Genomic DNA, 24585 nt, shown 5'->3' on the forward strand with positions numbered 1-24585 from the left:
GATGACCGACCGACCAGCCGACCGACGGCAGCGTGAGCCCGAGCGCGACGAGCGCACCGGTGAGGCGGCTGCTGCTGCCCGGATGGCCCGCAAGGACCGCTGGGTCGAGGAGCAGATCCGGGTCGCGATGGAGCGCGGCGACTTCGACGACCTGCCCGGCGCGGGCAAGCCGATCGAGGGTCTCGGCGACTCCCACGACCCCGACTGGTGGCTCAAGAAGCTCGTCGAGCGCGAGAAGATCGCCGTCCTGCCGCTGAGCGTGCAGCTGCGCAAGGAGGACGCCGAGCTCGACGCGCGCCTCGACGCGATCGGCTTCGAGGCCGAGGTGCGTCGCGTGGTCACCGACTTCAACGAGCGGGTCGTCGCGGCCCGCTATCGCGCGCCGGAGGGCCCGCCGCTGGTCACCATGCCGCGCGACGTCGACGAGGCCGTGGCGGCCTGGGCCGGACGACGTGCCGCCCGGCGCGCGGCCCGGGCGGCCGAGCAGGCCGCGGCCGAGGCGGCGGCCCCACCGCGCCGCTGGTGGCAGCGCCGCCGCCGGTCGGGCTCCTAGGGCCGACGGGCCACGACCCTCACCGCCGCGTCGTCGAGGCGGCCGCTGAGCAGGGAGGTCACGCGCACCCGCAGCACCACCGCGTCGCCGGGCCGCGCCGCGCGCCGACGGGTCACCCGCAGCGTGGTCACGACGGACCCGCCCGGCGCGAGCACGGGGGTCCGCCCGGCGCGGTCGCCCACGACGGCGAACCCGCGGGCCGTCCCGTCGACGACCCACCCCAGCTGATCAGGGCGGGCGCCGCCGTTGCGCACGCGCACCCTGACCACCGCGGTCGCGCCGACGCTGCGCAGGGCTACGGCGAGCCGCTCGGACCACGTCCGGTCACGCCCCAGCCGCACCCGGACGTGCGGGCGGGAGACCGGGCGCACCGTGTAGGTGCGGGTCACGGTCGTGACGAGGCCGGCCCCGTCGACGGCCCTGACCCGCACGCGGTGGGTGCCGGGCCGGGTGTCGAGCAGGGCGCCGTTGCCGGTCGTGCCGGCACAGGTCCGCAGCGAGGAGCCGCCCCGGTCGTGGCACGTCCACGACGCCCGCACCTGGGCGCCCTCGGCGTACGACGCCCCGGCGGCCGGGCGGGTGACGGCGACCCGCGGGGGCATCGCGTCGGGCACGACCGCCTTGTGGGCCCGGTAGGAGAAGAACTTCTGGCTGGGCCCCGGGTCGACCGGGTTGGCGAGCTCCCAGACCACGTCGCCGGCCGCGTCGAGCTCGGTCGCGACCTGGGGGTGGTGGGCGTCGACGGCCGCGGAGGCCCACCCGACCATCGTGTGCCCGCCGGCGAGCGGCTGGACGGACCCCGCGAACCAGGCGTAGCGACCGGGTGGCGCGTAGGAGCGCACCAGGGTCGCGACCCCGTGGGCCTGGTCGAGGGAGAAGGTGGCGATGCGGGTCTGGGGGCGCGCGACGGGCGGGCCCGACGGGTCGGCCGGGTCGACGCACAACGGGTCGTAGAGCCCGCCGGAGCCGTTGTCGAAGACCATGACGTCACCGTCGGGCGTCAGCCGGGCGGTGTGCTGGGCGCACGGACCGCCGTCGGGGTCGCCGCCCGCGTCCTCGAACGTGAAGGAGCTGTCGCGCCCCCCGAGCTTCCACACCACGCGGCCGGTCGGCGTCGAGGTGTCGATCTTGAAGACCGAGCTGAAGTGCCGGAAGGAGGCGATGACCGCGTCCTCGCCCAGCACGGGCTGCAGCGAGTTGAGGTGGGCGTAGTCGGGGTTGCCCGGGGTGACGGTCTCGCCCTCGAGGCCGGCGGTGCTCCACTGGAAGGTCACCCGTCCCGACGGCGAGAGGCGCTGGATGACGGAGTCGGTCATGCCGGTCACGTCGTTGGGCTCGTAGGCCATCAGCCACGTCGTGCCGTCCGGCTCGACGACCAGGTCGTGCCCGTCGGTGTTGACGAGGTCCTTGGTGCGGATCGTGCGCACCGGGCGGAACCGCTGGTCGAGCTCGACGTAGGTGTCGCCGCTCGGCGTCGCCGGGTAGCCGACGCGGGCGACGGTGTAGTGCCCGTCGGGCTGGCGGTCGAGGTCGATGCTGCGCCCACCACGCCGCGCGTGCACCCACGACGGGACGCCGTTGCCGTCGACGACGGTCTCGAAGAAGTCCGGCGGCCGCTCGAACCACTGGTTGCTCAGCGTCAGCATCACCTGGCCGCCGGTCAGCGACCCCGTGGTCCGCTCGAGCGTGGGGAAGCCGTCCGGCAGGTAGACGTAGGAGTGCCGCTCGGTGCCTCCTGCGTCGACGATCCACACTGCCACCTCGTCGCCCGCGACCAGACCGGTGACCGTCGCGACGCCGCCGGGGGCGGGCCTGCCGTCGACCAGCACGGTCCCGGCCGGGTCGGTGGTCGTCGCGCCGACCGTGAGCGTGCCGCCGGTCGCGGCGGTCGTGGTCACGCCGTACCGCGTCACGGCGGGGTCGTACGCCGGGTAGGTCGCCGCACCGTCGCCGCTGACGACGATCGAGTGCGTGGGCGCGGCGATGCGTCGCGCGTCGTGCGTCGTGTGCGCGGAAGCCGCCGTGGCCACGACCGGCCCGCCGTCGACACCCACCAGCAGCGCCGACACCAGGCAGCCGAGCACGACGAACACCCTCCCCGGGTTCGTCATCTCCCGACCTTACGGGCGATCGACCGTCCCGGCGAGAGATCGGTCATACCAACGGGGGTTAGCAACTGCTAACTTCCGCGACATGCCCGCCTCTCAGAGCGCCAAGGACTTCTTCCGGCCCCTCGCTGTCGGGGCCCCCGCCCCGCTGACCGAGATCCCGTTCCGTCCCAGCCGCGCGATCCACTTCTTCGACCCCAGCAACGCCAAGATGGCCGCCAAGATCCCGGCCATGGTCGGCACCGTCGACGTACTGCTCGGCAACCTCGAGGACGCCGTCAAGGCCGACAACAAGCTGGCCGCCCGCGAGGGCCTCGTACGCATCGGGCAGGAGACCGAGGGCCTCGGCGCCGGCGGGCCCACCCAGCTGTGGACCCGGATCAACTCGCTCGACAGCCCGTGGGCCCTCGACGACCTCACCACGCTGGTCGCCGGCATCGGCGACAAGCTCGACGTGGTCATGGTGCCCAAGGTGCAGGGCGCCGAGGACATCCACTACGTCGACCGCCTGCTGGCCCAGCTCGAGGCCAAGGCCGGGCTCGACCGCCCGATCCTGGTCCACGCGATCCTCGAGACCGCGCGCGGGATGGCCAACGTCGAGGAGATCTGCGGCGCCTCGCCGCGCATGCAGGGCCTGTCGCTGGGTCCGGCCGACCTCGCCGCCGACCGTCGCATGAAGACCACCCGCGTCGGCGGCGGCCACCCCGGTTACCTGGTCCGCCAGGACCCGACCGACGGCTCGCCGGAGGCCATCGCCGCCGCGCGGACGACGTACCAGCAGGATCTGTGGCACTACACGATCGCCCGCATGGTCGACGCCTGCGCGATGCACGGCATCTACCCCTACTACGGCCCGTTCGGCGACATCGCCGACACCGTCGCGTGCGAGGACCAGTTCCGCAACGCGTTCCTGCTCGGCTGCGTCGGCACGTGGAGCCTGCACCCCAAGCAGATCGCCATCGCCAACCGTGTCTTCTCCCCCAGCGTCGAGGACATCGCGCACGCCCGGCGCGTCGTCGCGGCGATGGGCGACGGCACCGGTGCGGTGATGATCGACGGCAAGATGGAGGACGACGCCTCGCTCAAGCAGTGCCTGGTGATGGTCGCCCTGGCCGACCAGCTCGCGGCGATCGACCCCGAGCTCAAGGCCCAGTACGACGCGATCCCCGCCGCCGAGGAGGCGTCCGCATGAGCGACTTCACCCCGCTGCGCTCGGTCCTCTACATGCCGAGCTCCAACGCCAAGGCCCTCGAGAAGGCCAAGACCCTGCCGGTCGACGCCGTCATCCTCGACCTCGAGGACGCCGTCGCCCCCGACGCCAAGCCGGCCGCACGCGAGGCCGCGTGCGCTGCGGTGCGGTCGGGCGAGTACGGCCGCAGGACGCTCACGATCCGCGTCAACGGCCTCGGCACCGCGTGGCACGACGACGACATCGCCGCCGCAGCGGCCGCGGGACCCGCCGCGGTCGTCGTCCCCAAGGTCGGCAGCGTCGACGAGGTGCACGAACTGGTCGCCGCCATGGAGAAGGCGGGCGCGCCGGAGCACACCAAGCTCTGGGCGATGATCGAGACGCCGGTCGCGATCCTCGACTGCCTGTCGATCGCCCGGGCCTCCGAGCGGCTGACGGTGCTCGTGATGGGCACCAACGACCTCGTCAAGGAGCTGTACGCCGAGCACGTGCCCGGCCGCGCCCCGATCCTGCCCTCGCTGCACACCGCCCTGCTCGCTGCCCGCGCGGCCGGCATCGCGATCGTCGACGGCGTCTACAACGACGTCAAGGACACCGAGGGCTTCCTCGCCGAGTGCGAGCAGGGCCGCCAGATGGGCTTCGACGGCAAGACCCTCATCCACCCCGGCCAGGTCGAGGGCGCCAACACCGCCTTCGCCCCGTCCGAGAAGGCGATCGAGGACGCCCGCGGGCTGATCGCGGCCTGGGAGGACGGCAAGGGCTCCGGCGTCGTCACCTACAACGGCCGCATGGTCGAGAACCTCCACGTCGAGTCGGCCCGGCGCACGCTGTCGATCGCCGAGGCGATCGCGGCGCTCGAGGGCTGAGTCCCACCTGCCCCAGGATTCACCGGCCGGCCGGTGAATGCATGACCGGGACGATGGAATTTCATCGTCCCGGTCGGGGCTTCACCGGCCGGCCGGTGAAACTTGGGACGGATCGGGCACCGCCACCGAAAACCCCTCGCCCCCCACCACCGCGCCTGCTCGACTGATCCCATGCACCTGGTGATGCTGTTCGGTCCGCCGGCGGTCGGCAAGATGACCGTCGGACGCGAGATCGCGCGGCTGACGTCGTATCGCCTGTTCCACAACCACGCGACGATCGAGCCCTTGCTGGGCGTGTTCGACTTCGGCACCCCGCCCTTCGACAGGCTCAAGAACGAGTTCCGCACGCGGGTCTTCCAGGAGGCCGTGGCTCACGGACTTCCCGGACTGGTCTTCACCGTCGTCTGGGCCCTCGACGACGCGAGCGACTCCGAGATCGTCGAGCAGATGATCGCTCCGGTGGTCGACGCCGGGCACCCTGTCGACTTCGTCGAGCTCTGGTCGAGCCAGGAGACCCGGCTCGCGCGCGAGGGCACGCCGCTGCGGCTCGAGCACAAGGCGTCCAAGCGCGACGTCGCCTGGGCCCGCGGCAGCCTGCGCGAGTGGGACGGTCGCCACCGACTGAGCACCGGACCCGACCAGCCGTTCCCCTTCGCCGGTCGCTACCCGCACCTGCGCGTCGACAACGACGACCTGTCACCGGCCGACGCGGCCGAGCAGGTCGTCGCCGGGTTGGGTCTTCCCCGGTCGTCCGCCCCAGGGTGAGCCAGGGCGCCCGCTGGGGCGGACGACCCGATCCGGGTCAGCCCCAGAGCGCGCGCAGCTCATCGACGTGCGCGGCGGCCTGGGCCCGACCGGCGCGCGCCGAGGGCGGGCGGGCGGCGGGATCGAGGACGTTCTTGCCGATCGCGCGCAGCGAGGTGGCGTCGGGGGTGATCACGACGTGGCGTACGCCGAGCTCGGTGAGCTGCTGGGCCGCACTGCGGATCAGCCCGACCGAGCGGTCGAGCGGGGCTAGGACGACGACCGGGTCGCAGCCGGCCGCGAGGTCGGCGTTGGCGCCGGACCTGACTCCGCCGTCGATGAGGACCCGGCCACCGACCGGGATCGGCGGGTAGACGCAGGGCACCGCGCACGACGCGTTGACGGCGTCCTCGAGTGACACGTCGGGGAACGGTCCACGAGGCCCGAAGGCGGCGAGCTCGCCGGTCGCGGCGTCGACCGCGGTGACCACGAGGTCGCGGTCGGGCCATTGGAGGCCACCGATGCGCTGGGCCACCTGCTGGTAGCGCTCGGCGACGGTCGGCGTCCGACCCTTGGCGCTCAGCGCCAGCGACTGCCGGCCGAGGATCCGACCGAACCGCTCGACGTCGCCGCGGGCCCGCAGCAGCGCCGCGGCGAAGCGCAGGGCCACCGACGGCCCGATCGAGGCCAGCGGGGCGGTGTCGCCCAGCTCGGCGGGCGAGAGCAGCTGGCGCCGGTAGAGCTCTTCGAGCCCGATGTCGGAGGTGATCTGCGCCCCCACGATGGAGCCCGCCGACGTGCCGACCACCCGGTCGGCGGTCGTGAGGTCGACCCCCGCCTCGGCCAGTCCGGCCAGGAGCCCGGTCTCCCAGGCGATCCCCGTGATACCGCCGCCGCCCAGGACCAATGCTCGCTCGCTCACCGGGTCAGTGTGCCGGGCCTGTGGAGGACGACCGCGGGCGGTGTCCCGGTTCGACCAGGATCAGACCATGACGATGGATCCGGAGGTGGGGCACCATGGAGGCCATGACGACGATGCCGAGGGCCGGCAGAGGGTTGACCGTTGCTGACCTGGACGGCTTCCCCGACGACGGGTGGCGCTACGAGCTGCTCGACGGAACCCTCCTCGTGAGCGCTGCTCCGTCGGTCGCACACCAGCGAGCCTCGCTGCGACTCACGCTCGTCCTGGCCGCAGCCTGCCCGCCTCACCTCGAGCTGTTGGCCGCACCGCTCGACGTCGTCCTGGATGACCGCACCCAGCTCCAACCCGACCTCGTCGTCGCCCCACGCGCCCAGTTCACGGCGGCGAACCTGCCGGGCGCCCCCCTGCTCGCCGTGGAGATCCTCTCGCCCAGCACCCGGCTGATCGACCTCAACCTCAAGAGGGCACGGTTCGAGCAGGCCGGCGCTGCGTCGTACTGGGTCGTCGACCCCGTGGAGCGGCGGTTGACCGCCTGGGAGCTGGTCGACGGCGACTACGTGCAGGTCGCCGACGTGAGCGGCAGCGAGTCGTGGACCGCGTCCGCGCCGTACGACGTCACGATCGTCCCCGCCGCCCTCGTCGGCTGACGTCGACCGACCCGGCCCGTCAGGACAGCGGGCGCAGCTCGTCGGCGTAGGACACCGAGAAGCGGCGCATCACGCCGGAGTCGCTGACGGCGTACTGGCCCATCCGCCACAGCGGGGGCGAGTAGGCGTGCAGGGAGACCGAGCCGTCGACGGCGCCACCCATCCGGTGGATGTGGTCGGGACCGAACGCGAGCGTGCGGCCGGCCCGGACGGTCTTGACCTGGGCCGCGCCGCCCAGGCGGGGTCGGCTCTCGGTGACGGCGCCGCGGGTGACGGCGACGGCGCCGGAGGAGGTGTCGTGGTCGTGCCAGCCGGTGTCGTCCTCGAGGTTCCAGCACAGCAGCCAGACGTCGATGTCGGCGTCGCGGTAGAGCGAGACGTAGTGGCGGCCGCTCGCGGGGTCGTGGTGGACGTGCTGCTCCCACAGGTCGGGGCGTGCCGCCAGCGCGCGGACCCAGGCGCGCAGCTCGCGCGAGGTCAGTGCGCGACCGGGCAGGGATGGCAGGTCGTCGCGGGTCAGGATGGTCGTCGCCGGGGAAGGAGCGAGCGTCATCGGGTGCCTCCGTTGAGCAGGTGGTGGGGGTTGGACACGAACAGGGAGTGCGAGAAGGCCTCGCCCAGGCCGGGGTCGCGCGGCTCGGCGTAGGGCCGGTCGGAGCCGTGGACGAGCGGGTCGACGCCCACCACCCGGACCACGGCGTCGACCGCGCGCGGTCCGTAGGACGAGGTGTCGTAGTAGACGTGGCGGTCGATCGCGCCCAAGAGGCCGCCGCGGGCCGCGAGCCGCTCGTGGTGCAGGGGCGCGAGCCCGGCCAGGGCGACGAAGCAGACCCGCAGGTCGGGCAGCAGCGCCCGGCCGGCGACGTGCCAGGCGAACCACGCACTGGTCAGCTGCGCGGTGTACGACGTCAGCGCCGGCCACCAGCCGGGGAGGTCGGCCGTCGGCGCCGCGGGGGCCGGGCCGGGGTGGACCAGCACGGGGCGGCCGGCGGCCTCGACGACCGCGAGCACCGGCGCGAGCCGCTCGAGCGCGGTCGGGTCGAGCAGGGCGGTGGCCGGCACCTGCAGGCCGCGCACCGCGGGCTCGGACAAGGTGGCGCGCAGTGCGTCGAGGTCGGGCTCGACGAGGCCGACCGCGGCCCACAGCCCGTGACCGGGTCCGAGGTCGGCGGCGGTGCCGTGCCAGGCGGCCAGCAGCGGCGCGGCCTCGTCGGGGGCGAGGGTCTCGATGCCGAGCGGGCTCGAGAGCGCCAGCAGGGCCAGGTCGATGCCGTCGGCGGCGTCGAGGGTCCGCCGGTCGTCGAGGCCGTCGAGGACGCCGTCGTCGGGCGCCAGGGCGAACGCGGGCTCCCCGTCGAGGAGCAGGCGGTCATCGACGATCCGCGGCGTGCGGGACCGTCGCCTGAGCTCCTCGACGAGGGCGTCCGGCCACGCGTGCTGGTGGACGTCGACGCGTGGCATGCCGATCACTATAACTCGATCAACTTAGTCTTGTTAACACGGCCCACTAGCGTGTCGGTCATGGCGTCCACCCTCGCGTGCATCGGACTCGACGTCGACAGCCTCGACACCCTCAACCTCCACCTCTCCGCGATGCCGTCCTCGCTGGTCGGCCGCATCGGCGGCGTCGAGTCGGTGCGCTACACCGACGCGAGCGGCGCGCGGGTCGTCGTCGCCCTCGACCAGGACGGCGACACGATCGACCTCGTACCGTCGTACGACGCGCGCCCCGGTGCCCAGCTGGCCGACCTCGGCCCGCTCGGCGCGGTCGTGCAGGCCGACGTGCGCGACGACACCGGCGAGGTCGTCACGAGGATGGCGGTCGACCTCGAGCAGCACCGCCACCTGACCGGGGTCGTCGGCGGGCCGCTGCGCGGGTCGGTCGTGGCGCTGGGCATCGAGATGACGGTGCACGCCGACGCTGCCGCGTTCGCCGCCTCCGACGACAGCGTCCTGGGCACCCCCGAGCCGGGCCAGGCGCCGACCCGGTGGGGTGCTGAGTCGTTCGTGTCCTACGGCCAGTTCGCCACCGAGGGCGACCCCGAGCCGACGGCGTTCCTCGCCGGCACCGTGATCGCGGCCGACACGCACACCCACGGCGTCACCGGCCAGGTCTTCCACGTCGCCCGGGTCCGCACCGTCGGCTTCGAGGCCACCGTCTGCCTCGCCGGGTCGGAGCACCCCGACGCCCCCCGGACCGGCAGCACGGTCGCCGGCCTGTGCTACCTCGTCGTCGACGTCCCCACCCTGTGGACCGTCGAGCCGCCCCGGCGCAAGAAGCGCTGGGGGCGCTGAGACCCCCACCGACCCGCTACCCGCCGCGACGGATCCGCTCGTCGAGCCAGAGCTTCATGCTGCCGGCGACCCCGGCGACGTCGTGGACCAGCTTGCCGAGCGCGTCCTGCGATGCCGCGAACACCTCGGCGTACGACGTGGCCGCGTCCTTGGCGGCCTCGCTGACCTTGGCGTCGGCGTCGTCGGCGCGACGCGGGTAGGCGCCGCCGAGGACGGCGGCGTAGTCACCCGAGTCGACCCAGCGCCGCAGCTCGGCCGCGCGCACGACGGCGAACGGGTGAGTGGTGCGCTCGACGAGCAGCAGCTTGATGACGGAGTCGCGCAGGTCGCCGCTGTCGAGGTACTCGCGCCCCTGCTCCATGAACGTCGCCAGGTCGAGCTCGCCCATGAGGCCGCCGCTGGCCAGCTGCATGTGCGCGCGGATCGCGGCCGCGGGGTCCTGCGTGGCGAGCAGGCCGGCCCGGTCGGCGGAGAGCTCCGACTTGCGCGACCACTCGTACAGCGCGGCGACGATCGCGCGGACGCCCAGCCCTCCGAGCGGGATCGAGCCGAGCACCCCGGTGAGGTTGAGCAGGCGGTCGAGCAGCGTGCGGTAGACGGCGTGGCCGCTGAGGGCGTGGCCGAGCTCGTGGCCCACGACGAAGCGCAGCTCGTCCTCCTCGAGCAGGTCGACCAGCGCCGAGCTGAGCACGATGATCGGCTTGCCGAGCCCGACGGTGAGCGCGTTGAGGGTCGGGTCGGCCCGCACGAACATCTCGGGGACCTCCTCGGCGTCCAGGACCCGGGCCGCGTCACGCAGCAGGTAGTGCAGCGTCGGGAACTGCCGCTCGTCGACGCGCACCATCGTGCCCAGCAGCAGCAGCCGGGTGGTGCGCTCGTTGACCAGGCCCGAGACCGCCTTGAGGACGGTGTCGAAGCCCTTGAGCCGGCGCAGCGCGACCAGCGCGCCACGGTCGGCCGGGTGCTCCCAGGCACGGGAGCTGATGCCGCTCAGGGTCACCCGCGAACGGGTCGGCTGCGTCGTCACGCGGTCACTGTAGGTGGGGACGAGGTGTCACGCCGGGTAGACCTCGACCTCGGTGGCCTTGACGCTGAAGTACGCCGCGGAGCCCGGCACGAGCTCGAGCTCGGCCGCCGCCGGCAGGGTGACGTCGGCGCTCAGGTCGCCCGCGCGGATGCGCACGAGGTCACCGAGCTGCTCGACGGTCGTCACCGTGACGGGTACGACGTTGCGGGGGCTGCCGTGCGGCGCGCTGCGGTAGACCGCGACCGCGGTCGGGCGGAACACCGCGACCACCGGCTCGCCGTCGACGGGCTGCTCGCCCACGACCAGGCCCGACAACGTGCTGCCGTCGTCGAGCCGCAGCGCGGCCTCGGACCAGCGGCCGACGACGAGGTTGAGCCCGGCAAGGCGGGCGGCGAAGGCGCTGCGCGGCCGGGTCAGCACTTCCCGGGTCGGCCCGGTCTCGACGACCCGGCCTCCCTCGACCACCAGCACCCGGTCGGCCAGCAGCAGCGCGTCGAGCGCGTCGTGGGTGACCACGACGCAGGTGCGGTCGGCCAGCACCCGGCGCAGGGTCTGGCGCAGGGCCGGCGTCACCGCGACGTCGAGCGCCGCCATCGGCTCGTCGAGCAGCAGCAGGTCGGGCTCGGCGGCCAGGGCCCGGGCCACGGCCGCGCGCTGCGCCTGACCACCCGAGAGCTGCGCCGGACGGCGTCCGCCCAGGTCACCGACCCCGACCTCGTCGAGCCACCCCTGGGCGCGGGCGCGCGCCCCGGCCCGGGAGGCACCCGCGCTGCGGGGCCCGAACGCGACGTTGTCGAGCACCGTCAGATGGGGGAAGAGCAGCGGCTCCTGGGCCAGCAGCGCGACCCGCCGGCGGTGCGGTGCGAGGTCGACCCGCGCTGCGGCGTCGTACAGGGTGCGGCCGGCGAGCTCGACGTGACCGCTGGTCGGGCACAGCAGGCCCGCCACGACCGAGAGCACGGTCGACTTGCCGGCGCCGTTGGGACCGAGCAGCGCGACGGTCTCGCCGTCGGCGACGTCGAAGGCCACCTCGACCCCACGGTCGGGCACGGTGGCGGTGAACGACAGGGTCACAGCGCGGTCCGCCCCGTGCGGGCCAGTCCGATGACCAGCACCGCGACGACGACGAGCACGAGGGCGAGCGCGATCGCGGCGTCGGGGTCGGTCTCGCGCTGCAGGTAGATCTCGAGCGGCAGGGTGCGGGTGACGCCCTCCCTGCTGCCGGCGAAGGTGACCGTCGCACCGAACTCCCCGAGCGAGCGGGCGAACGCGAGCACCGCCCCGGACACCAGTCCCGGCAGCGCCAGCGGCAGCGTGACGCGGAGCAGCACGGTCGTGGGGCGTGCGCCGAGCGAGGCCGCCACGACCTCGTAGCGCTCCCCCGCCGTGCGCAGCGCCCCCTCGAGGCTGACCACGAGGAACGGCAGCGCCACGAACACCTGCGCCATCACGACCGCGAGCGTCGAGAACGCCACGGTCGTGCCGACCACCTCGATCGACTGCCCGATCAGCCCCCGCTTGCCGAACGTGTAGAGCAGGGCCAGCCCGCCGACCACCGGCGGCAGCACCAGGGGCAGCAGCACCAACGACCGCACGACCCCCTGACCCGGAAAGCTGGTGCGCGCCAGGACCAGCGCCATCGGCACCCCGATCAGCACGCACACCACGGTGCTCGCGGTCGACGTGCGCAGGCTCAGCAGCAGCGCCGTGCGCGAGGACTCCGAGGTGATCAGCCCCCAGAAGTTGCTCCAGTCGACCTGCGCGACGATCGCCACCAGGGGCAGCAGCACGAACAGCGCGCCGACCAGCGCCGGCACCAGGACCCACCGTGGCAGCCCGACCGCACGCGCACCGCTCACGCGCCAGAACCTATCCGGCTCCTACGGCGCACCGAACCCCGCGTCGGCGAGCACCTTCTGGCCCTTGTCGCTGAGCACGAGGTCGACGAACTCACCGGCGAGGTCGGCGTGGTCGCTGCCCTTGACCGTGGTGATGGGGTAGGTGTTGACCGCCGAGGACGACTCGGGGAACTCGATGCCCTTGACCGTGTCTCCGGCGGCGAGCACGTCGGTGACGTAGACGAGGCCGGCGTCGGCCTGGCCCGAGGTGATCTTGCCGAGCACGTCGGTCACCGACTGCTCCTCGCTGACCGGGTCGAAGGTGAGGCCGGCGGCGTCGGCGACCTTCTGGGCCGCGGCCCCGCACGGCACCTCGGGCGCGCAGAGCACGAGGTCGACGTCGGGCCCCGCGAGGTCCTGCAGCGTGGCGACGCCGGCCGGGTTGTCCGGCGGGGTGGCGATCTCGAGGGTGTTGGTGGCGAAGTCCTGGGGGTCCTGGCCCTGGTCGTCGGACCCGACGAGCTTGTCCATGTTGGCGGTGTCGGCCGAGGCGAAGACGTCGGCGCCGGCGCCGCCCTGGATCTGGCTGACCAGGTCGGAGGAACCGCCGAGGACGAGCTCGACGGTCACGCCGTCGTGCGTCTCCTCGAAGTCGGCCTTGAGCTGCTCGAAGGTCTTCTTCAGCGAGGCCGCGGCGTAGACGGTGAGGGTGGTGTCACCGTCGTCGTCACCGCCGCACGCGACGAGGACCGGCGCCAGGAGCGCGAGGACAAGGGCTGGGAGCAGTCGGCGCGAGAGCATGGTCACCATCCTGCCACCTAGGCACTTCCTAGGTATAGTCCGCCCGGGTCAGGCCTCGATGATCACCGTCGTCGCCTTGACCACCGCGGTCGCCGGCGAGCCCGGCTCGAGCCCGAGGTCGTCGGCGGCCTCGCGACTCATCAGCGACACGATCCGGTAGTCGCCGCAGGCCATCTCGACCTGCGCCATCACCGCGTCCTTCTTGACCGACACCACGATGCCGGTCATCCGGTTGCGCGCACTGCTGGTGCGCGGGCTCGCGGCGTGCACCCGCAGGAGGTCGGCGAGCTTGTCGGCGCGCAGCACCCGCTGGTTGCGCTGGCGCTCGAACTCGACCCGGCCGTCGACCTCCCATCGGCGCAGGGTGTCGACGCTGACTCCGAGGGCCGAGGCCACCTCGCCGATCCGCAGGTAGTCAGGCATCGGCGTCACCCGCACGACCCTCGCGCATGGGCACCCGTACGCCGCGCTCGGCCGCCACCTGGGCCGCACGCTCGTAGCCCGCGTCGACGTGGCGGACCACGCCCATGCCGGGGTCGTTGGTGAGCACGCGCTCGAGCTTCTCGGCGGCCAGCGCCGTGCCGTCGGCCACGCAGACCTGGCCCGCGTGCAGCGAGCGGCCCATGCCGACCCCGCCGCCGTGGTGGAACGACACCCACGTGGCACCGGACGCGGTGTTGACCAGGGCGTTGAGCACGGCCCAGTCGGCGATCGCGTCGGAGCCGTCGAGCATCGCCTCGGTCTCGCGGTAGGGCGAGGCGACCGACCCGCAGTCGAGGTGGTCGCGACCGATCACGATCGGCGCCGTGAGCTCGCCGGAGGCCACCATCTCGTTGAAGCGCAGGCCCGCGAGGTGGCGCTCGCCGTAGCCCAGCCAGCAGATCCGTGCGGGCAGGCCCTGGAACTGCACCCGCTCCTGGGCCATGGTGATCCACTTCCTCAGCCGCTGGTTGTCGGGGAAGAGCTCGAGGATCGCCCGGTCGGTGGCGGCGATGTCGGCGGGGTCGCCGGACAGCGCGGCCCAGCGGAACGGGCCCCTGCCCTCGCAGAACAGCGGGCGGATGTAGGCCGGCACGAACCCCGGGAAGTCGAAGGCCCGGTCGTAGCCGCCCTTGCGGGCCTCGTCGCGGATCGAGTTGCCGTAGTCGAAGACCTCGGCACCGGCGTCCTGGAACCCGACCATCGCCCGCACGTGCGCGGCCATCGAGGCCTGCGCGTGCTTGGTGAACCCGGCGGGGTCGCGGTCGGCGGCGTCCTTCCAGTCGCCGACCGAGACCCCGATCGGCAGGTAGGACAGGGGGTCGTGGGCCGAGGTCTGGTCGGTGACGACGTCGATCGGGGCCCCCTGCTCGAGCAGCAGCGGGAAGACCTCGGCGGCGTTGCCGAGCAGCCCGATCGACAGCGGCCGGCGCCCGTCGCGCGCCGCCACCGCGCGGCGTACGGCGTCGTCGACGGAGTCGGCCTGCTCGTCGAGGTAGCGGTGGGCGATGCGACGGGTGATGCGCGCCTGGTCGACGTCGACGCAGATGCAGACGCCGTCGTTCATGGTGACGGCCAGGGGCTGGGCGCCACCCATGCCACCGAGGCCGGCGGTCAGCGTGATGGTGCCGGCCAGCGTGCCGCCGAACCGCTTGTCGGCAACGGCCGCGAAGGTCTCGAACGTGCCCTGGAGGATGCCCTGGGTGCCGATGTAGATCCAGGAGCCGGCGGTCATCTGCCCGTACATCGTCAGCCCGAGGTCCTCGAGCCGGCGGAACTCCTCCCAGTTGGCCCAGTCGCCGACCAGGTTGGAGTTGGCGATCAGCACGCGGGGTGCCCAGGGGTGCGTGCGCATGACGCCGACGGGCCGGCCCGACTGCACCAGCATGGTCTCGTCGTCGCCGAGCGTCGTCAGCGTGCGCACCAGGGCGTCGTACGACGGCCAGTCGCGCGCGGCCTTGCCGGTACCGCCGTAGACCACGAGGTCCTCGGGCCGCTCGGCGTTGTCGGGGTCCAGGTTGTTCATCAGCATCCGCAGCGGCGCCTCGGTCTGCCACGAGCGGGCGGTGAGGTCGGTGCCGCGGGCCGCACGGATGGGGAGCCTGTCGTTCACTGGAGTTCTCCGATCACTGCTTCGACGGCACCGACGACGGCGCCGTCGGCGACGAGCTGGACCACGGTCTCGATCTCGGGAGCCAGGTGCCGGTCGGGGCCGGGGCCCTGCACCCCAGCCTCGCGCAGCAGCCGCAGGACCGCACCCGTCGCCGGCGAGGGCGTGAGCGGCGCTCGCAGCTCGAGGCCCCGGGCCGCGGTCAGCACCTCGACCGCGACGACCCGCGTGAGCCCGTCGACGGCCGTGCGCAGCTTGCGGGCGGCCGACCACCCCATCGACACGTGGTCCTCCTGCATCGCACTGGAGGGGATGGAGTCGACCGACGCCGGCACGGCGAGCCGCTTGAGCTCCGAGACGATCGCGGCCTGGGTGTACTGCGCGATCATCAGCCCGCTGTCGACCCCGGGGTCGTCGGCGAGGAACGGCGGCAGCCCGTGGTTGCGGGCCTGGTCGAGGAACCGGTCCGTACGCCGCTCGCTCATCGAGGCGACGTCGGCCGCGACGACGGCCAGGAAGTCGAGCACGTAGCCGACCGGCGCCCCGTGGAAGTTGCCGTTGCTCTCGACCCGGTCCTCCACCACCACCGGGTTGTCGATCGCCGAGGCGAGCTCGCGACCGGCGACCAGTGCGGCGTGGTCGACGGTGTCGCGCGCCGCACCGTGCACCTGCGGCGCGCACCGCAACGAGTAGGCGTCCTGCACCCGGTTGCAGTCGGGTCCGCGGTGGGACGCGACGACCCCGGAGCCCGCCAGCAGCCGCACCAGGTTGGCGGCCGAGGCGGCCTGTCCGGGGTGGGGGCGCAACGCCTGCAGCTCGGCGGCGAAGACCCGGTCGGTGCCGAGCAGCCCCTCGACCGACATCGCGGCCGCGACGTCGGCGGTACGCAACAACCGGCGCAGGTCGTGCAGCGCGAGGACGAGCATCCCCAGCATCCCGTCGGTGCCGTTGATCAGCGCCAGGCCCTCCTTGGGCCCGAGCTCGACCGGTGCCAGGCCGGCCGCCGCGAGAGCGGTGCTCGCGTCGGTCAGGGCGCCGCTCGCGTCGCGCACCGGGCCCTCGCCGATCAGGGCGAGCGCGCAGTGGGCCAGCGGCGCGAGGTCGCCGGAGCACCCGAGCGAGCCGTGCTCGTGCACCACCGGCGTGATGCCGTGGGCGAGCAGGTCGGCCAGCAGTTGCGCGGTCGCCGGTCGCACCCCGGTGCGTCCCGTGGCGAGCGTCGACAGGCGTAGCAGCATCAGGGCGCGCACGACCTCGCGCTCGACCTCGGGACCGGAGCCGGCGGCGTGCGAGCGGACCAACGAGCGCTGCAGCCGGTCGCGCAGCTCCGGCGCGATGTGCCGGGTGGCCAGCGCGCCGAACCCGGTCGAGACGCCGTACGCCGGGGTGGGGCCGGCGGCGAGGTCGTCGACCACCGCCCGCGCCCGTCCGATCGCCTCGCGGGCACTCGTCGCGAGCACGACGGACGCACCGTGCCGGGCCACGGCGACCACGTCGTCCTCGGTGACCGGACCGGTGCCGACGACGACCGTCTGAGAGGGGGACATGGCCCCAGTCAACGCCCGACGTCTCTCACCCCGACAGGTGGGTCGTGTCCCAGATGGGGCCAGAAACCCCGGACCCCGCTGTTTTCGGCGTACCCTCCGGGTATCCGATCGGCCTGGCATGTGGGCTCACGTGGCAGATCGGACGCACCACAGCACGACGTCCGGAACGGTCCCGACCGGTCTGGACCACCACATCGCCCCAGGTGGCTCGGGTACCGGGGCAACCCCCAGTCCCCCCATTTCGTTCGCTCCCCCAGCGGACGCTCCCTCCCCCTAGGAGCAATCCATGCGTCGCGTACTCCCCGTCGCCGTCGCTGCTGCCGCACTCTGCTTCAGCCAGCTTCCGACCTCCACCGCAGCGATCCCGCTCGGTCAGTCCTCCGCCGGCTCGGCCAAGGCCGCTGCCGCGCAGAAGGTCCGCACCAAGTTCGCCCTGTCGAGCTCGGCCTACGGCAGCCGGGTCGACGGCGGCTCGGTGCCGGCCAACTCCCGCGACACCGCTTACCAGCGCATCGGCTGCACCAACGTCGCGGGCACCGACCTCAACAACTACGTCGCCGAGCAGACCATCCCCGGTCTCGGCAAGGTCGAGGGGGTGCACACCCGGGTCTGGACCGCGAAGTTGGGCAACACCGTCTCGTCCTACTCGAAGCACTCGATCGCCCGCGTCATCATCGGGAGCTCCGCGCTCGGCAGCCTCGAGCTCCAGGGCGTCACCTCGTTGAGCCAGGCCTTCAACAAGGACGGCCGCTACGGCACGTCGGTGCACAACGACATCGCCCGCATCGTGCTGAAGGCGGCCGGGGCGCCGGTCCAGGAGCTCGCGATCCCGGCCCCGGGCCAGACCCTCACCGTCCCCGGCATCGCCACGATCTCGCTCGGCAAGTCCAACAAAAAGGTCACCCGCGACTTCGCGCGCGTCAGCGCCAACGTCGTCGACGTCAGCGTGATCCCGCTCGGCACCCGGGTCCGGGTCGCCCAGACCAACGCCGCGATCCAGGGCGGCATCCGGCACGGCGTCTTCAAGGGCTACGCCGCCGGCGTCGAGGCTCGCGGCCTCGCCGACAACCTCAAGGTCGGCCGCACCCCGCTCACCATCGTCCCGTGCCCGGGCACCGACGGGGTCGACGAGGGCAAGGACATCGCCGGCGTCGGCCTCGGCGACCTCGGCGACCTCAAGGGCGTCGCCTCCGGCGTCAACGCCCGCAACTTCGCCCGCGTCGCCAAGGGCACCGTCGCGGGCCGCGTCGCCCAGGTCTCGCTGCTCGGCGGACGCGTCGAGGTCAACGGCATCCTCGGTGTCGCCAACGTCAAGCGCGAGCGCGGCGTCATCACGCGCAACAGCAAGGGCAGCACCGTCCTGGAGATCATCATCGACGGCCAGAGCTACCAGATCCCGGCGATCGGCTCGCTGGAGATCCCGGGCCTGGTCAAGCTGCAGGACCGCATCGAGATCAGGACCAAGAACGGTCTGAAGGTCATCGGCCTGCGCATCACGCTGCTCGACGGCACCGGCGCGGTGCTCGACCTGGGCGTCGCCCAGCTCGGCATCCGTCCCGGGGTCAAGGCCGGCAGCTGACGCCAGCGCCCCGCGCTCACGCACCACGCACGCGCCGCCCGTCTCCTCGTCGCAGGAGGCGGGCGGTCGTCGTTCTCCCACGACGGTCGGTGCCCGACCCTACGATGAGCCGTCCCGCTGTCGCCCCCGTCACACCCGTGCTCCCGAGGTGGACCCGCATGAGACCAGATCACCAGCCGCACCGGCCCCGCCGCCTGCGCTCGGCCTGCGCCGCCTCGACCACCGCCCTCGCGGTCGTGGTCGCAGCGCTCCTGCTGCCGTCGTCGGCCGACGGCCGGACCACGTCGCTGCGCGAGGCCCACGAGCAGCGCAAGGCGGCCGCCGGGCTCCCCCACGTCGATCCCTACGGCACCCCGCCCCACACGCACGACCCGCGCTTCAACAACATGCTGGCCCGCAGCGGCGAGACCGGCGACGAGACCCGCGACCCGACGACGGCGGCGCAGGCCCGCACCGCCGCCGCCTACGTCGCCTCGCAGCGCCGTCTCCCCGACCCCCGGCTGACCACCGTGCCGGTGGTTCAGGAGCGACTCGACGTCCCCCAGGACCGCTTCGCCATGGCCGGCGGCTGCTACACCCTGAGTCCCTCGCCGGGCCGCTTCGTACGCCGCACCGCCGGCGGACTTCGGGTCGAGCGTGTCGGGCTGCGACAGGCGACCCGGTTCCGCTTCCAGGCGACCCGGCTGGGCACCTACCTGCTCTTCACCCACGGTCGCCGCTTCCTGGCCGGCAGCGACGGTCTCGGCCTCGACGCGCGACCCAGTCGCGACGCCGAGCTCACCGTCGCCCGCACCGCTGCAGGCTTCACGTTCCGGCTGCCCGACGGCCGGTCCCTGCGCGCCTCCGGGTCGACGCTGGGCCTCGGCGCCACGCCGACCCCCTTCGCGCTGCGCCGGGTCGACCCCTGCCTGCCCTATCCCGAGGCCCAGGTCGACGTGTCCGGCGACCCCCACGCGGGCGTCACCGCGATCCAGGAGGTGCGCGGCTACATCGACGCCCACACCCACGGCATGGCCTTCGAGTTCCTCGGCGGACGGGCCCACTGCGGCCGTCCGTGGCACCCCTACGGCGTGGCCTACGCGCTGGTCGACTGCCCCGACCACGCAGCCACCGGCGGCAACGGCGCGGCGCTCGAGGCGTTCCTGTCCGGCGAGCCCAGCCACGACCCCGTCGGGTGGCCGACCTTCAAGGACTGGCCGGCCCCGGAGTCGCTGACCCACGAGGGCACCTACTACCGCTGGCTCGAGCGTGCGTGGCGCGGCGGCCAGCGGATCTTCGTCAACCTGCTGGTCGAGAACAACAAGCTGTGCGAGGTCTACCCGCTGAAGAAGAACAGCTGCGACGACATGGACTCCATCCGGCTGCAGGCGCGTGACATGTACGCCTTCCAGAACTACATCGACGCCCAGTTCGGCGGGCCCGGCAAGGGCTTCTACCGGATCGTGAAGACCCCCTTCGAGGCCCGCCGGGTCATCAACGCCGGCAAGCTCGCCGTCGTCATGGGCATCGAGACCAGCGTGCCCTTCGGCTGCACCTTCAAGGCGGTCGCCGGCTCCGACGTCCCGGCCTGCACCGCCGCCGACATCACCCGGCAGATCGACGAGATGCACGGGCTCGGCGTGCGCCAGATGGAGCTGGTCAACAAGTTCGACAACGCGCTGGGCGGGGTCGCGGGCGACGAGGGCACGACGGGCGTGGTCGTCAACGGCGCCAACTTCCTCGAGACCGGCACCTTCTGGGACATGCGCACCTGCTCGCCGGCCACCACCCCCGACCACGACCGGACGCAGTACGCCCTGCCCGGCGGCACCCCCGCCGCGCCCGCCCAGGACGCCATCTTCGGGGCCATCGGGCAGCTCTTCGGCGGCCTGCTGCCCGCCACCCCGGTCTACCCGGCGCCCCAGCACTGCAATGCGCGCGGACTGACCTCGCTCGGCGAGCACACCGTCCGCGAGCTGGTGAAGCGCCACATGCTCTTCGACCCCGACCACCTCAGCGTCAAGGCCCGCGCGAGCGCGATGGACGTGATCGAGCGGCTGCGCTACCCCGGCGTGCTGTCGAGCCACTCCTGGTCGACCCCCGACGCCTACCCCCGCATCTACCGCGCCGGCGGCTTCATCACCCCCTACGCCGGCGACTCGACCGGGTTCGTCGACAAGTGGCGCACCCACGTCCGGTGGGCCGACCCCCGTTACTACTGGGGCATCGGCTTCGGCGCCGACATCAACGGCCTCGGCGCCCAGGGTGCGGCCCGTGGTGCCGACGCGCGGCGACCGGTGACCTACCCCTTCCGCGGCCTGGGCGGCGTCCTGGTCCGCCAGCAGCACGCCGGGCGCCGCGTCTACGACATCAACCGCGACGGCGTCGCCCAGTACGGCCTCTATCCCGACTGGATCCAGGACCTCGCCCAGGTCGCCGGCACGACGCGGCCGGCCGACGGGGCCGCCATCCTCGACGACATGTCGCGCGGCGCCGAGGCCTACCTGCAGATGTGGGAGCGCGCCACGGGCATCCGGCCCGACTCCTGCCGCAACCCCGGTCTGCGCAAGACGGTCGGCCAGGTCCGGCGGCAGGTCCGCCGCGGCATGACGACCGTCGAGGTGATGCGCGCGGTCGGCCAGCCCTACAGCCGACTGGGCTCGACGTACGGCGTCTGCGCCACGGCCGCCGACCGGCCCCGGGTCATGGTGACGATCACCTTCTCCCCGCGGGGCCGCGTCACCCGGGTCACCTGACCGCGGCCGGCGTCCACCGGGGTGAGCGACCGCAGGTTACCCATCGGTAGGATCCTTCTCACCCTGAGATGCGCTGACGTGGGCGGGGCCGGGCAATAGGCTCGTCCAGCCCGTGGCGCTGACCCCTGGGCCGCCGATCGAGTGGAGTCCTCCCCATGTTCCAGACCGTCGCCATCATCATCTCCCTGGCCATCACGGCCGTGGCGGTGACCATCACGACGCTGGCCGTGCGCCAGATGCTCGGGGTGCTCCGGCAGGGCCAGCCCGTGATCGGGCGTCGCGACCAGCCGGTGCAGCGCACGGTCACCATGCTCAAGGAGACCTTCGGCCACACCCGGATGCTCCAGTGGACCTGGGTCGGCATCATGCACTGGTTCGTCTACGCGGCGTTCCTGATCCTCAGCACAGCCGTCGCGACCGCCTACGTGCAGCTGTTCGACCCCGAGTTCGTGCTGCCGATCATCGGCCACTGGTACCCCGTGGAGTGGACCCTCGAGTTCATCGGCCTGCTGAGCACCATCGGCATCATCTACCTGATCATCTACCGCCAGAAGCACCACCCGCGCAGCCTCGGGCGCCAGAGCCGCTTCTTCGGCTCGACGATGTGGCAGGCCTACTTCGTCGAGGCGTTCGCCCTGCTCGAGGGCGGCGCGATCCTGTTCATCCGCGGCGCCGAGTACAAGCTCACCGAGCTCTACCACGGCGGGGAGCACGGCGGCCGTGGACACTTCCCGCTGTCGTCGTACGTCGGTGACGCGCTCTACCCCGACGGTGAGGGCGCGCTGGAGAACATCATCTTCGGCGTCGCGCTGTTCAAGATCGTGCTCGCGATGATCTGGCTCATCGTCATCTCCCGCAACCTGACCATGGGCGTGGCCTGGCACCGGTTCACCGCGTGGCCCAACATCTGGTTCAAGCGCGAAGGCTCGGGCCGCACCGCGCTGGGCGCCGTCAAGCCGCTCACCTCCGAGGGCAAGGCGATCACCCTCGACGACATCGACGACCTCGACGAGGACGCCACGCTGGGCGTCGGCTCGTTCGAGGACTTCTCCTGGAAGGGCATCCTCGACTTCACGACCTGCACCGAGTGCGGCCGCTGCCAGTCGCAGTGCCCGGCCTGGAACACCGAGAAGCCGCTGTCGCCCAAGCTGCTCATCACGGGCCTGCGCGACCACGCCTACGCGATGGCCGCGGGCGACGAGTCCGCCCAGGGCCGCACACTCATCGGCACCGGCGACCGCGACGCCCACGGTGACGGCTCCGACGAGCGGGCGGCCGACTGGTTCTACAACCCCGAGGGCGGGGCGTTCGTCATCGACGAGGACGTCCTGTGGAACTGCACCTCGTGCGGGGCCTGCGTGCAGCAGTGCCCGGTCGACATCGAGCACGTCGACCACATCATCGACATGCGCCGCTACCAGGTGCTGGTCGAGTCCAACTTCCCGGCCGAGCTCAACGGGCTGTTCAAGGGCCTCGAGAACAAGGGCAACCCGTGGAGCATGTCGCCCACCGCGCGCCTGGACTGGGCCAAGGGCCTCGACTTCGAGGTCAAGGTCGTCGGCGACACCATCGAGTCCCTCGACGAGGTCGAGTGGCTGTTCTGGGTCGGCTGCGCCGGCGCCTACGAGGACCGCGCCAAGAAGACGACCCGCGCGGTCGCCGAGCTGCTCGACATGGCCGGTGTCTCGTTCGGCGTGCTCGGCAACGGCGAGACCTGCACCGGTGACCCGGCGCGCCGCGCCGGCAACGAGTTCGTCTTCCAGGGCCTGGCCCAGCAGAACGTCGAGGTGCTGACCGAGGCGAAGGCCAAGAAGGTCGTCTCCACCTGCGCCCACTGCTTCAACACCCTCAAGAACGAGTACAGCGAGTTCGGCATCGAGCTCGAGGTCGTGCACCACACCCAGCTCCTCAACCGGCTGGTCCGCGAGGGCAAGCTGACGCCGGTCAAGGAGGGCGCGGGCGCCCACAAGCGCTCCATCACCTACCACGACCCGTGCTACATCGGCCGTCACAACGGCGTCTACACGCCGCCGCGCGAGCTCCTGCAGATCCTGCCCGGGGCGACGTACGTCGAGATGGAGCGCAACAGCGAGCGGTCCTTCTGCTGCGGCGCCGGCGGCGCGCGGCTGTGGATGGAGGAGAACATCGGCTCGCGGATCAACATGAACCGCACCGACGAGGCCGTCGCCACGGGCGCCGACCAGATCGCCGTGGGCTGCCCGTTCTGCCGCGTGATGCTGTCCGACGGCCTGACGATGAAGCAGTCGCGCGACGAGGCGCGCGAGGAGGTCGAGATCCTCGACGTCGCCCAGATGCTGCTCGCCTCGGTCAAGGGCGAGCAGGCCACCAAGCTCGCCCCCGGTGCCGGCGCCGCCACCAAGGCCGCCGAGGCCAAGGCCGCGCCTGCCGCTCCGGAGCAGGACGTCGCGACCAAGGCCGAGCCCGAGGCCGGCGACGTGACCATCACCGACGACACCGTGGTCGCCACCGAGGACGCCGGCCCGCTGGCCAAGGCGTCCGGCGGCTCGTCGCTCTTCGACGACCCGGCGGTCCGAGACGAGCCCGCCGCCACCGCCGACGAGGACAAGACCCCTGCCGAGGAGGCGCAGGCCGCCAAGCCCGCCTCCTCCGGCGGGTCCCTCTTCGACCTCGGCGCCGACGAGCCGGCCGACGAGAAGCCCGCAGGCGGGTCGCTGTTCGACCTCGGCGGCGACGAGCCGAAGCCCGCGAAGGCCGAGGCCAAGACCGAGGCCAAGACCGAGAGCAAGACCGAGACCGACAGCGAGCCCGCTGCCGACCTCGGCTCGGGCGGGTCGCTGTTCGACCTGCAGGCCGACGAGCCCGAGGCGAAGGCCGCTGCGGCGCCCGAGCCCGCGGCAGTGCCCGCGCCCGAGGCGGCCAGCCCGGCCGCCCCGGCCGCCCCGGCCGCCGACCTCGGCTCCGGCGGGTCGCTGTTCGACATCGCCGCCCCGCAGGCGCCGGCCGCCCACGCGGCGTCCGAGCCCGCCGAGCCTGCTGAGCCCGCCGAGCCCGTGGCCGCCGTCGAGCCCGAGCCCGAGCCGGCCGCGACGCCCGCGGCGACGGCGTCACCCTCCGCCGAGATCCCCGACGGCGGGTCGCTGTTCGACATCCAGGCCCCGGAGCCCGTCGCAGCCGCCGCTCCCGTCGAGGACAAGCTCACCGAGCCCGAGCCCAAGTCCGAGCCGGAGCCGACGCCGGCCCCGACCGACACCGAGGGCCAGCCCGGCACGCTGTCGGGCGGCGCCGCGGTCAGCGCCGCCGCCACCGCGATCGCCTCGGACGCCCCGACCCCCGAGCCCGAGACGGCCACGGTCGAGGAGGCCGACGCCCTGGTCGAGGAGACCCCGGCCGAGCCGGAGCCCGAGCCCGAGCCGCAGGCGACCGCGGAGCCGACGTCGACGCCGCAGAGCAGCGGCGAGGCCCACCAGCCCCGCACCGACGTCGAGATCGGCGAAGGCTCCCTCTTCGACCTCTGACCCCGGCCACCGCTGACCCGTCGCGTCTACGCGACGGGTCAGCGTCATTTCGGGTCGACCCGTCGCGTAGACGCGACGGGTCGACGGGTACGACGCCATGGCGACACCACGTGAGCGTCAGCGAGACATCATAATGATGTCAGAAATG

General features: G+C 72.9%; 20 protein-coding genes. 9 read left to right on the forward strand and 11 right to left on the reverse strand.

What is annotated here, in order from left to right; translation table 11 throughout:
- Position 1 precedes the first annotated feature (1 nt).
- Positions 2 to 553, forward strand: a complete 552-nt coding sequence (locus tag FZC61_RS02645; protein WP_148612169.1) for a DnaJ family domain-containing protein — start codon at positions 2 to 4, stop codon at positions 551 to 553.
- Here FZC61_RS02645 and FZC61_RS02650 read toward each other — a convergent pair.
- Complete coding sequence (locus tag FZC61_RS02650; RefSeq protein ID WP_148612171.1) at positions 550 to 2664, reverse strand: aryl-sulfate sulfotransferase; 2115 nt, start codon at positions 2662 to 2664, stop codon at positions 550 to 552. The genes FZC61_RS02645 and FZC61_RS02650 overlap by 4 nt on opposite strands.
- 82 nt (positions 2665 to 2746) lie before the next feature.
- Here FZC61_RS02650 and FZC61_RS02655 point away from each other — a divergent pair, with 82 nt between their 5' ends.
- The 3 genes from FZC61_RS02655 (at position 2747) to FZC61_RS02665 (ending at position 5481) form a co-directional block, all read left to right on the forward strand.
- Entirely contained in the window at positions 2747 to 3853 is a 1107-nt protein-coding gene (locus tag FZC61_RS02655) for an HpcH/HpaI aldolase/citrate lyase family protein (protein WP_148612173.1), read from the forward strand.
- Positions 3850 to 4716 carry an HpcH/HpaI aldolase/citrate lyase family protein gene (locus FZC61_RS02660; protein WP_148612175.1) on the forward strand — a complete coding sequence of 289 codons (867 nt, stop codon included), beginning with the start codon at positions 3850 to 3852 and terminating at the stop codon, positions 4714 to 4716. Before FZC61_RS02655 ends, FZC61_RS02660 begins: the two co-directional genes overlap by 4 nt.
- A gap of 171 nt (positions 4717 to 4887) precedes the next feature.
- A complete protein-coding gene (locus FZC61_RS02665; protein WP_148612177.1) occupies positions 4888 to 5481 on the forward strand; it encodes a P-loop NTPase family protein in 594 nt (197 codons plus the stop codon).
- Between the two features lie 37 nt (positions 5482 to 5518).
- On the opposite strand, the gene FZC61_RS02670 is transcribed toward FZC61_RS02665, so the two are convergent.
- Positions 5519 to 6382 carry a patatin-like phospholipase family protein gene (locus tag FZC61_RS02670; RefSeq protein ID WP_148612179.1) on the reverse strand — a complete coding sequence of 288 codons (864 nt, stop codon included), beginning with the start codon at positions 6380 to 6382 and terminating at the stop codon, positions 5519 to 5521.
- A gap of 104 nt (positions 6383 to 6486) precedes the next feature.
- Between FZC61_RS02670 and FZC61_RS02675 the strand changes: the two genes are divergently transcribed.
- Complete coding sequence (locus tag FZC61_RS02675; RefSeq protein ID WP_246142478.1) at positions 6487 to 7029, forward strand: Uma2 family endonuclease; 543 nt, start codon at positions 6487 to 6489, stop codon at positions 7027 to 7029.
- 19 nt (positions 7030 to 7048) lie between these two features.
- Here the strand turns inward: FZC61_RS02675 and FZC61_RS02680 are convergent, their stop codons facing one another.
- Together FZC61_RS02680 and FZC61_RS02685 are read right to left on the reverse strand one after the other, a co-directional pair.
- Positions 7049 to 7582 (reverse strand): cysteine dioxygenase, encoded by a 534-nt coding sequence (locus FZC61_RS02680; RefSeq protein ID WP_148612183.1) that lies wholly within the window; start codon positions 7580 to 7582, stop codon positions 7049 to 7051.
- Positions 7579 to 8490 carry an amidohydrolase family protein gene (locus FZC61_RS02685; RefSeq protein WP_148612185.1) on the reverse strand — a complete coding sequence of 304 codons (912 nt, stop codon included), beginning with the start codon at positions 8488 to 8490 and terminating at the stop codon, positions 7579 to 7581. The genes FZC61_RS02680 and FZC61_RS02685 overlap by 4 nt, the downstream gene beginning before the upstream one ends.
- Positions 8491 to 8550: 60 nt before the next feature.
- Here FZC61_RS02685 and FZC61_RS02690 point away from each other — a divergent pair, with 60 nt between their 5' ends.
- Positions 8551 to 9324: a hypothetical protein gene (locus FZC61_RS02690; protein ID WP_148612187.1), complete on the forward strand. Its 774-nt coding sequence runs from the start codon at positions 8551 to 8553 to the stop codon at positions 9322 to 9324.
- Between the two features lie 16 nt (positions 9325 to 9340).
- Here FZC61_RS02690 and FZC61_RS02695 read toward each other — a convergent pair whose 3' ends face one another.
- The 7 genes from FZC61_RS02695 to hutH are packed head-to-tail and all read right to left on the reverse strand — an operon-like array spanning position 9341 to position 16626.
- Positions 9341 to 10351 carry a M48 family metallopeptidase gene (locus tag FZC61_RS02695; RefSeq protein WP_148612188.1) on the reverse strand — a complete coding sequence of 337 codons (1011 nt, stop codon included), beginning with the start codon at positions 10349 to 10351 and terminating at the stop codon, positions 9341 to 9343.
- Positions 10352 to 10378: 27 nt separating this feature from the next.
- Complete coding sequence (locus FZC61_RS02700; protein WP_148612189.1) at positions 10379 to 11425, reverse strand: sulfate/molybdate ABC transporter ATP-binding protein; 1047 nt, start codon at positions 11423 to 11425, stop codon at positions 10379 to 10381.
- Positions 11422 to 12210, reverse strand: coding sequence for an ABC transporter permease (locus FZC61_RS02705; protein ID WP_148612191.1), 789 nt, complete (start codon positions 12208 to 12210; stop codon positions 11422 to 11424). Before FZC61_RS02705 ends, FZC61_RS02700 begins: the two co-directional genes overlap by 4 nt.
- A gap of 21 nt (positions 12211 to 12231) precedes the next feature.
- Positions 12232 to 12990: a molybdate ABC transporter substrate-binding protein gene (gene modA / locus FZC61_RS02710; protein ID WP_211357048.1), complete on the reverse strand. Its 759-nt coding sequence runs from the start codon at positions 12988 to 12990 to the stop codon at positions 12232 to 12234.
- A gap of 48 nt (positions 12991 to 13038) precedes the next feature.
- Positions 13039 to 13413: a TOBE domain-containing protein gene (locus tag FZC61_RS02715; protein WP_148612560.1), complete on the reverse strand. Its 375-nt coding sequence runs from the start codon at positions 13411 to 13413 to the stop codon at positions 13039 to 13041.
- Positions 13406 to 15082: a urocanate hydratase gene (hutU, locus tag FZC61_RS02720; protein ID WP_148612195.1), complete on the reverse strand. Its 1677-nt coding sequence runs from the start codon at positions 15080 to 15082 to the stop codon at positions 13406 to 13408. Before hutU ends, FZC61_RS02715 begins: the two co-directional genes overlap by 8 nt.
- Entirely contained in the window at positions 15079 to 16626 is a 1548-nt protein-coding gene (gene hutH, locus FZC61_RS02725; protein ID WP_148612197.1) for a histidine ammonia-lyase, read from the reverse strand. Before hutH ends, hutU begins: the two co-directional genes overlap by 4 nt.
- 286 nt (positions 16627 to 16912) lie before the next feature.
- Here hutH and FZC61_RS02730 point away from each other — a divergent pair, with 286 nt between their 5' ends.
- From FZC61_RS02730 to FZC61_RS02740, 3 genes are all read left to right on the forward strand, one after another.
- Positions 16913 to 18205 (forward strand): choice-of-anchor P family protein, encoded by a 1293-nt coding sequence (locus FZC61_RS02730; RefSeq protein ID WP_148612199.1) that lies wholly within the window; start codon positions 16913 to 16915, stop codon positions 18203 to 18205.
- A gap of 158 nt (positions 18206 to 18363) precedes the next feature.
- Positions 18364 to 20940, forward strand: coding sequence for a hypothetical protein (locus FZC61_RS02735; RefSeq protein ID WP_148612201.1), 2577 nt, complete (start codon positions 18364 to 18366; stop codon positions 20938 to 20940).
- Between the two features lie 155 nt (positions 20941 to 21095).
- Positions 21096 to 24437 (forward strand): (Fe-S)-binding protein, encoded by a 3342-nt coding sequence (locus tag FZC61_RS02740; protein ID WP_148612203.1) that lies wholly within the window; start codon positions 21096 to 21098, stop codon positions 24435 to 24437.
- Positions 24438 to 24585 lie beyond the last annotated feature (148 nt).

It is taken from the genome of Nocardioides rubriscoriae, from assembly GCF_008087085.1.
Lineage (GTDB): Bacteria > Actinomycetota > Actinomycetes > Propionibacteriales > Nocardioidaceae > Nocardioides > Nocardioides rubriscoriae.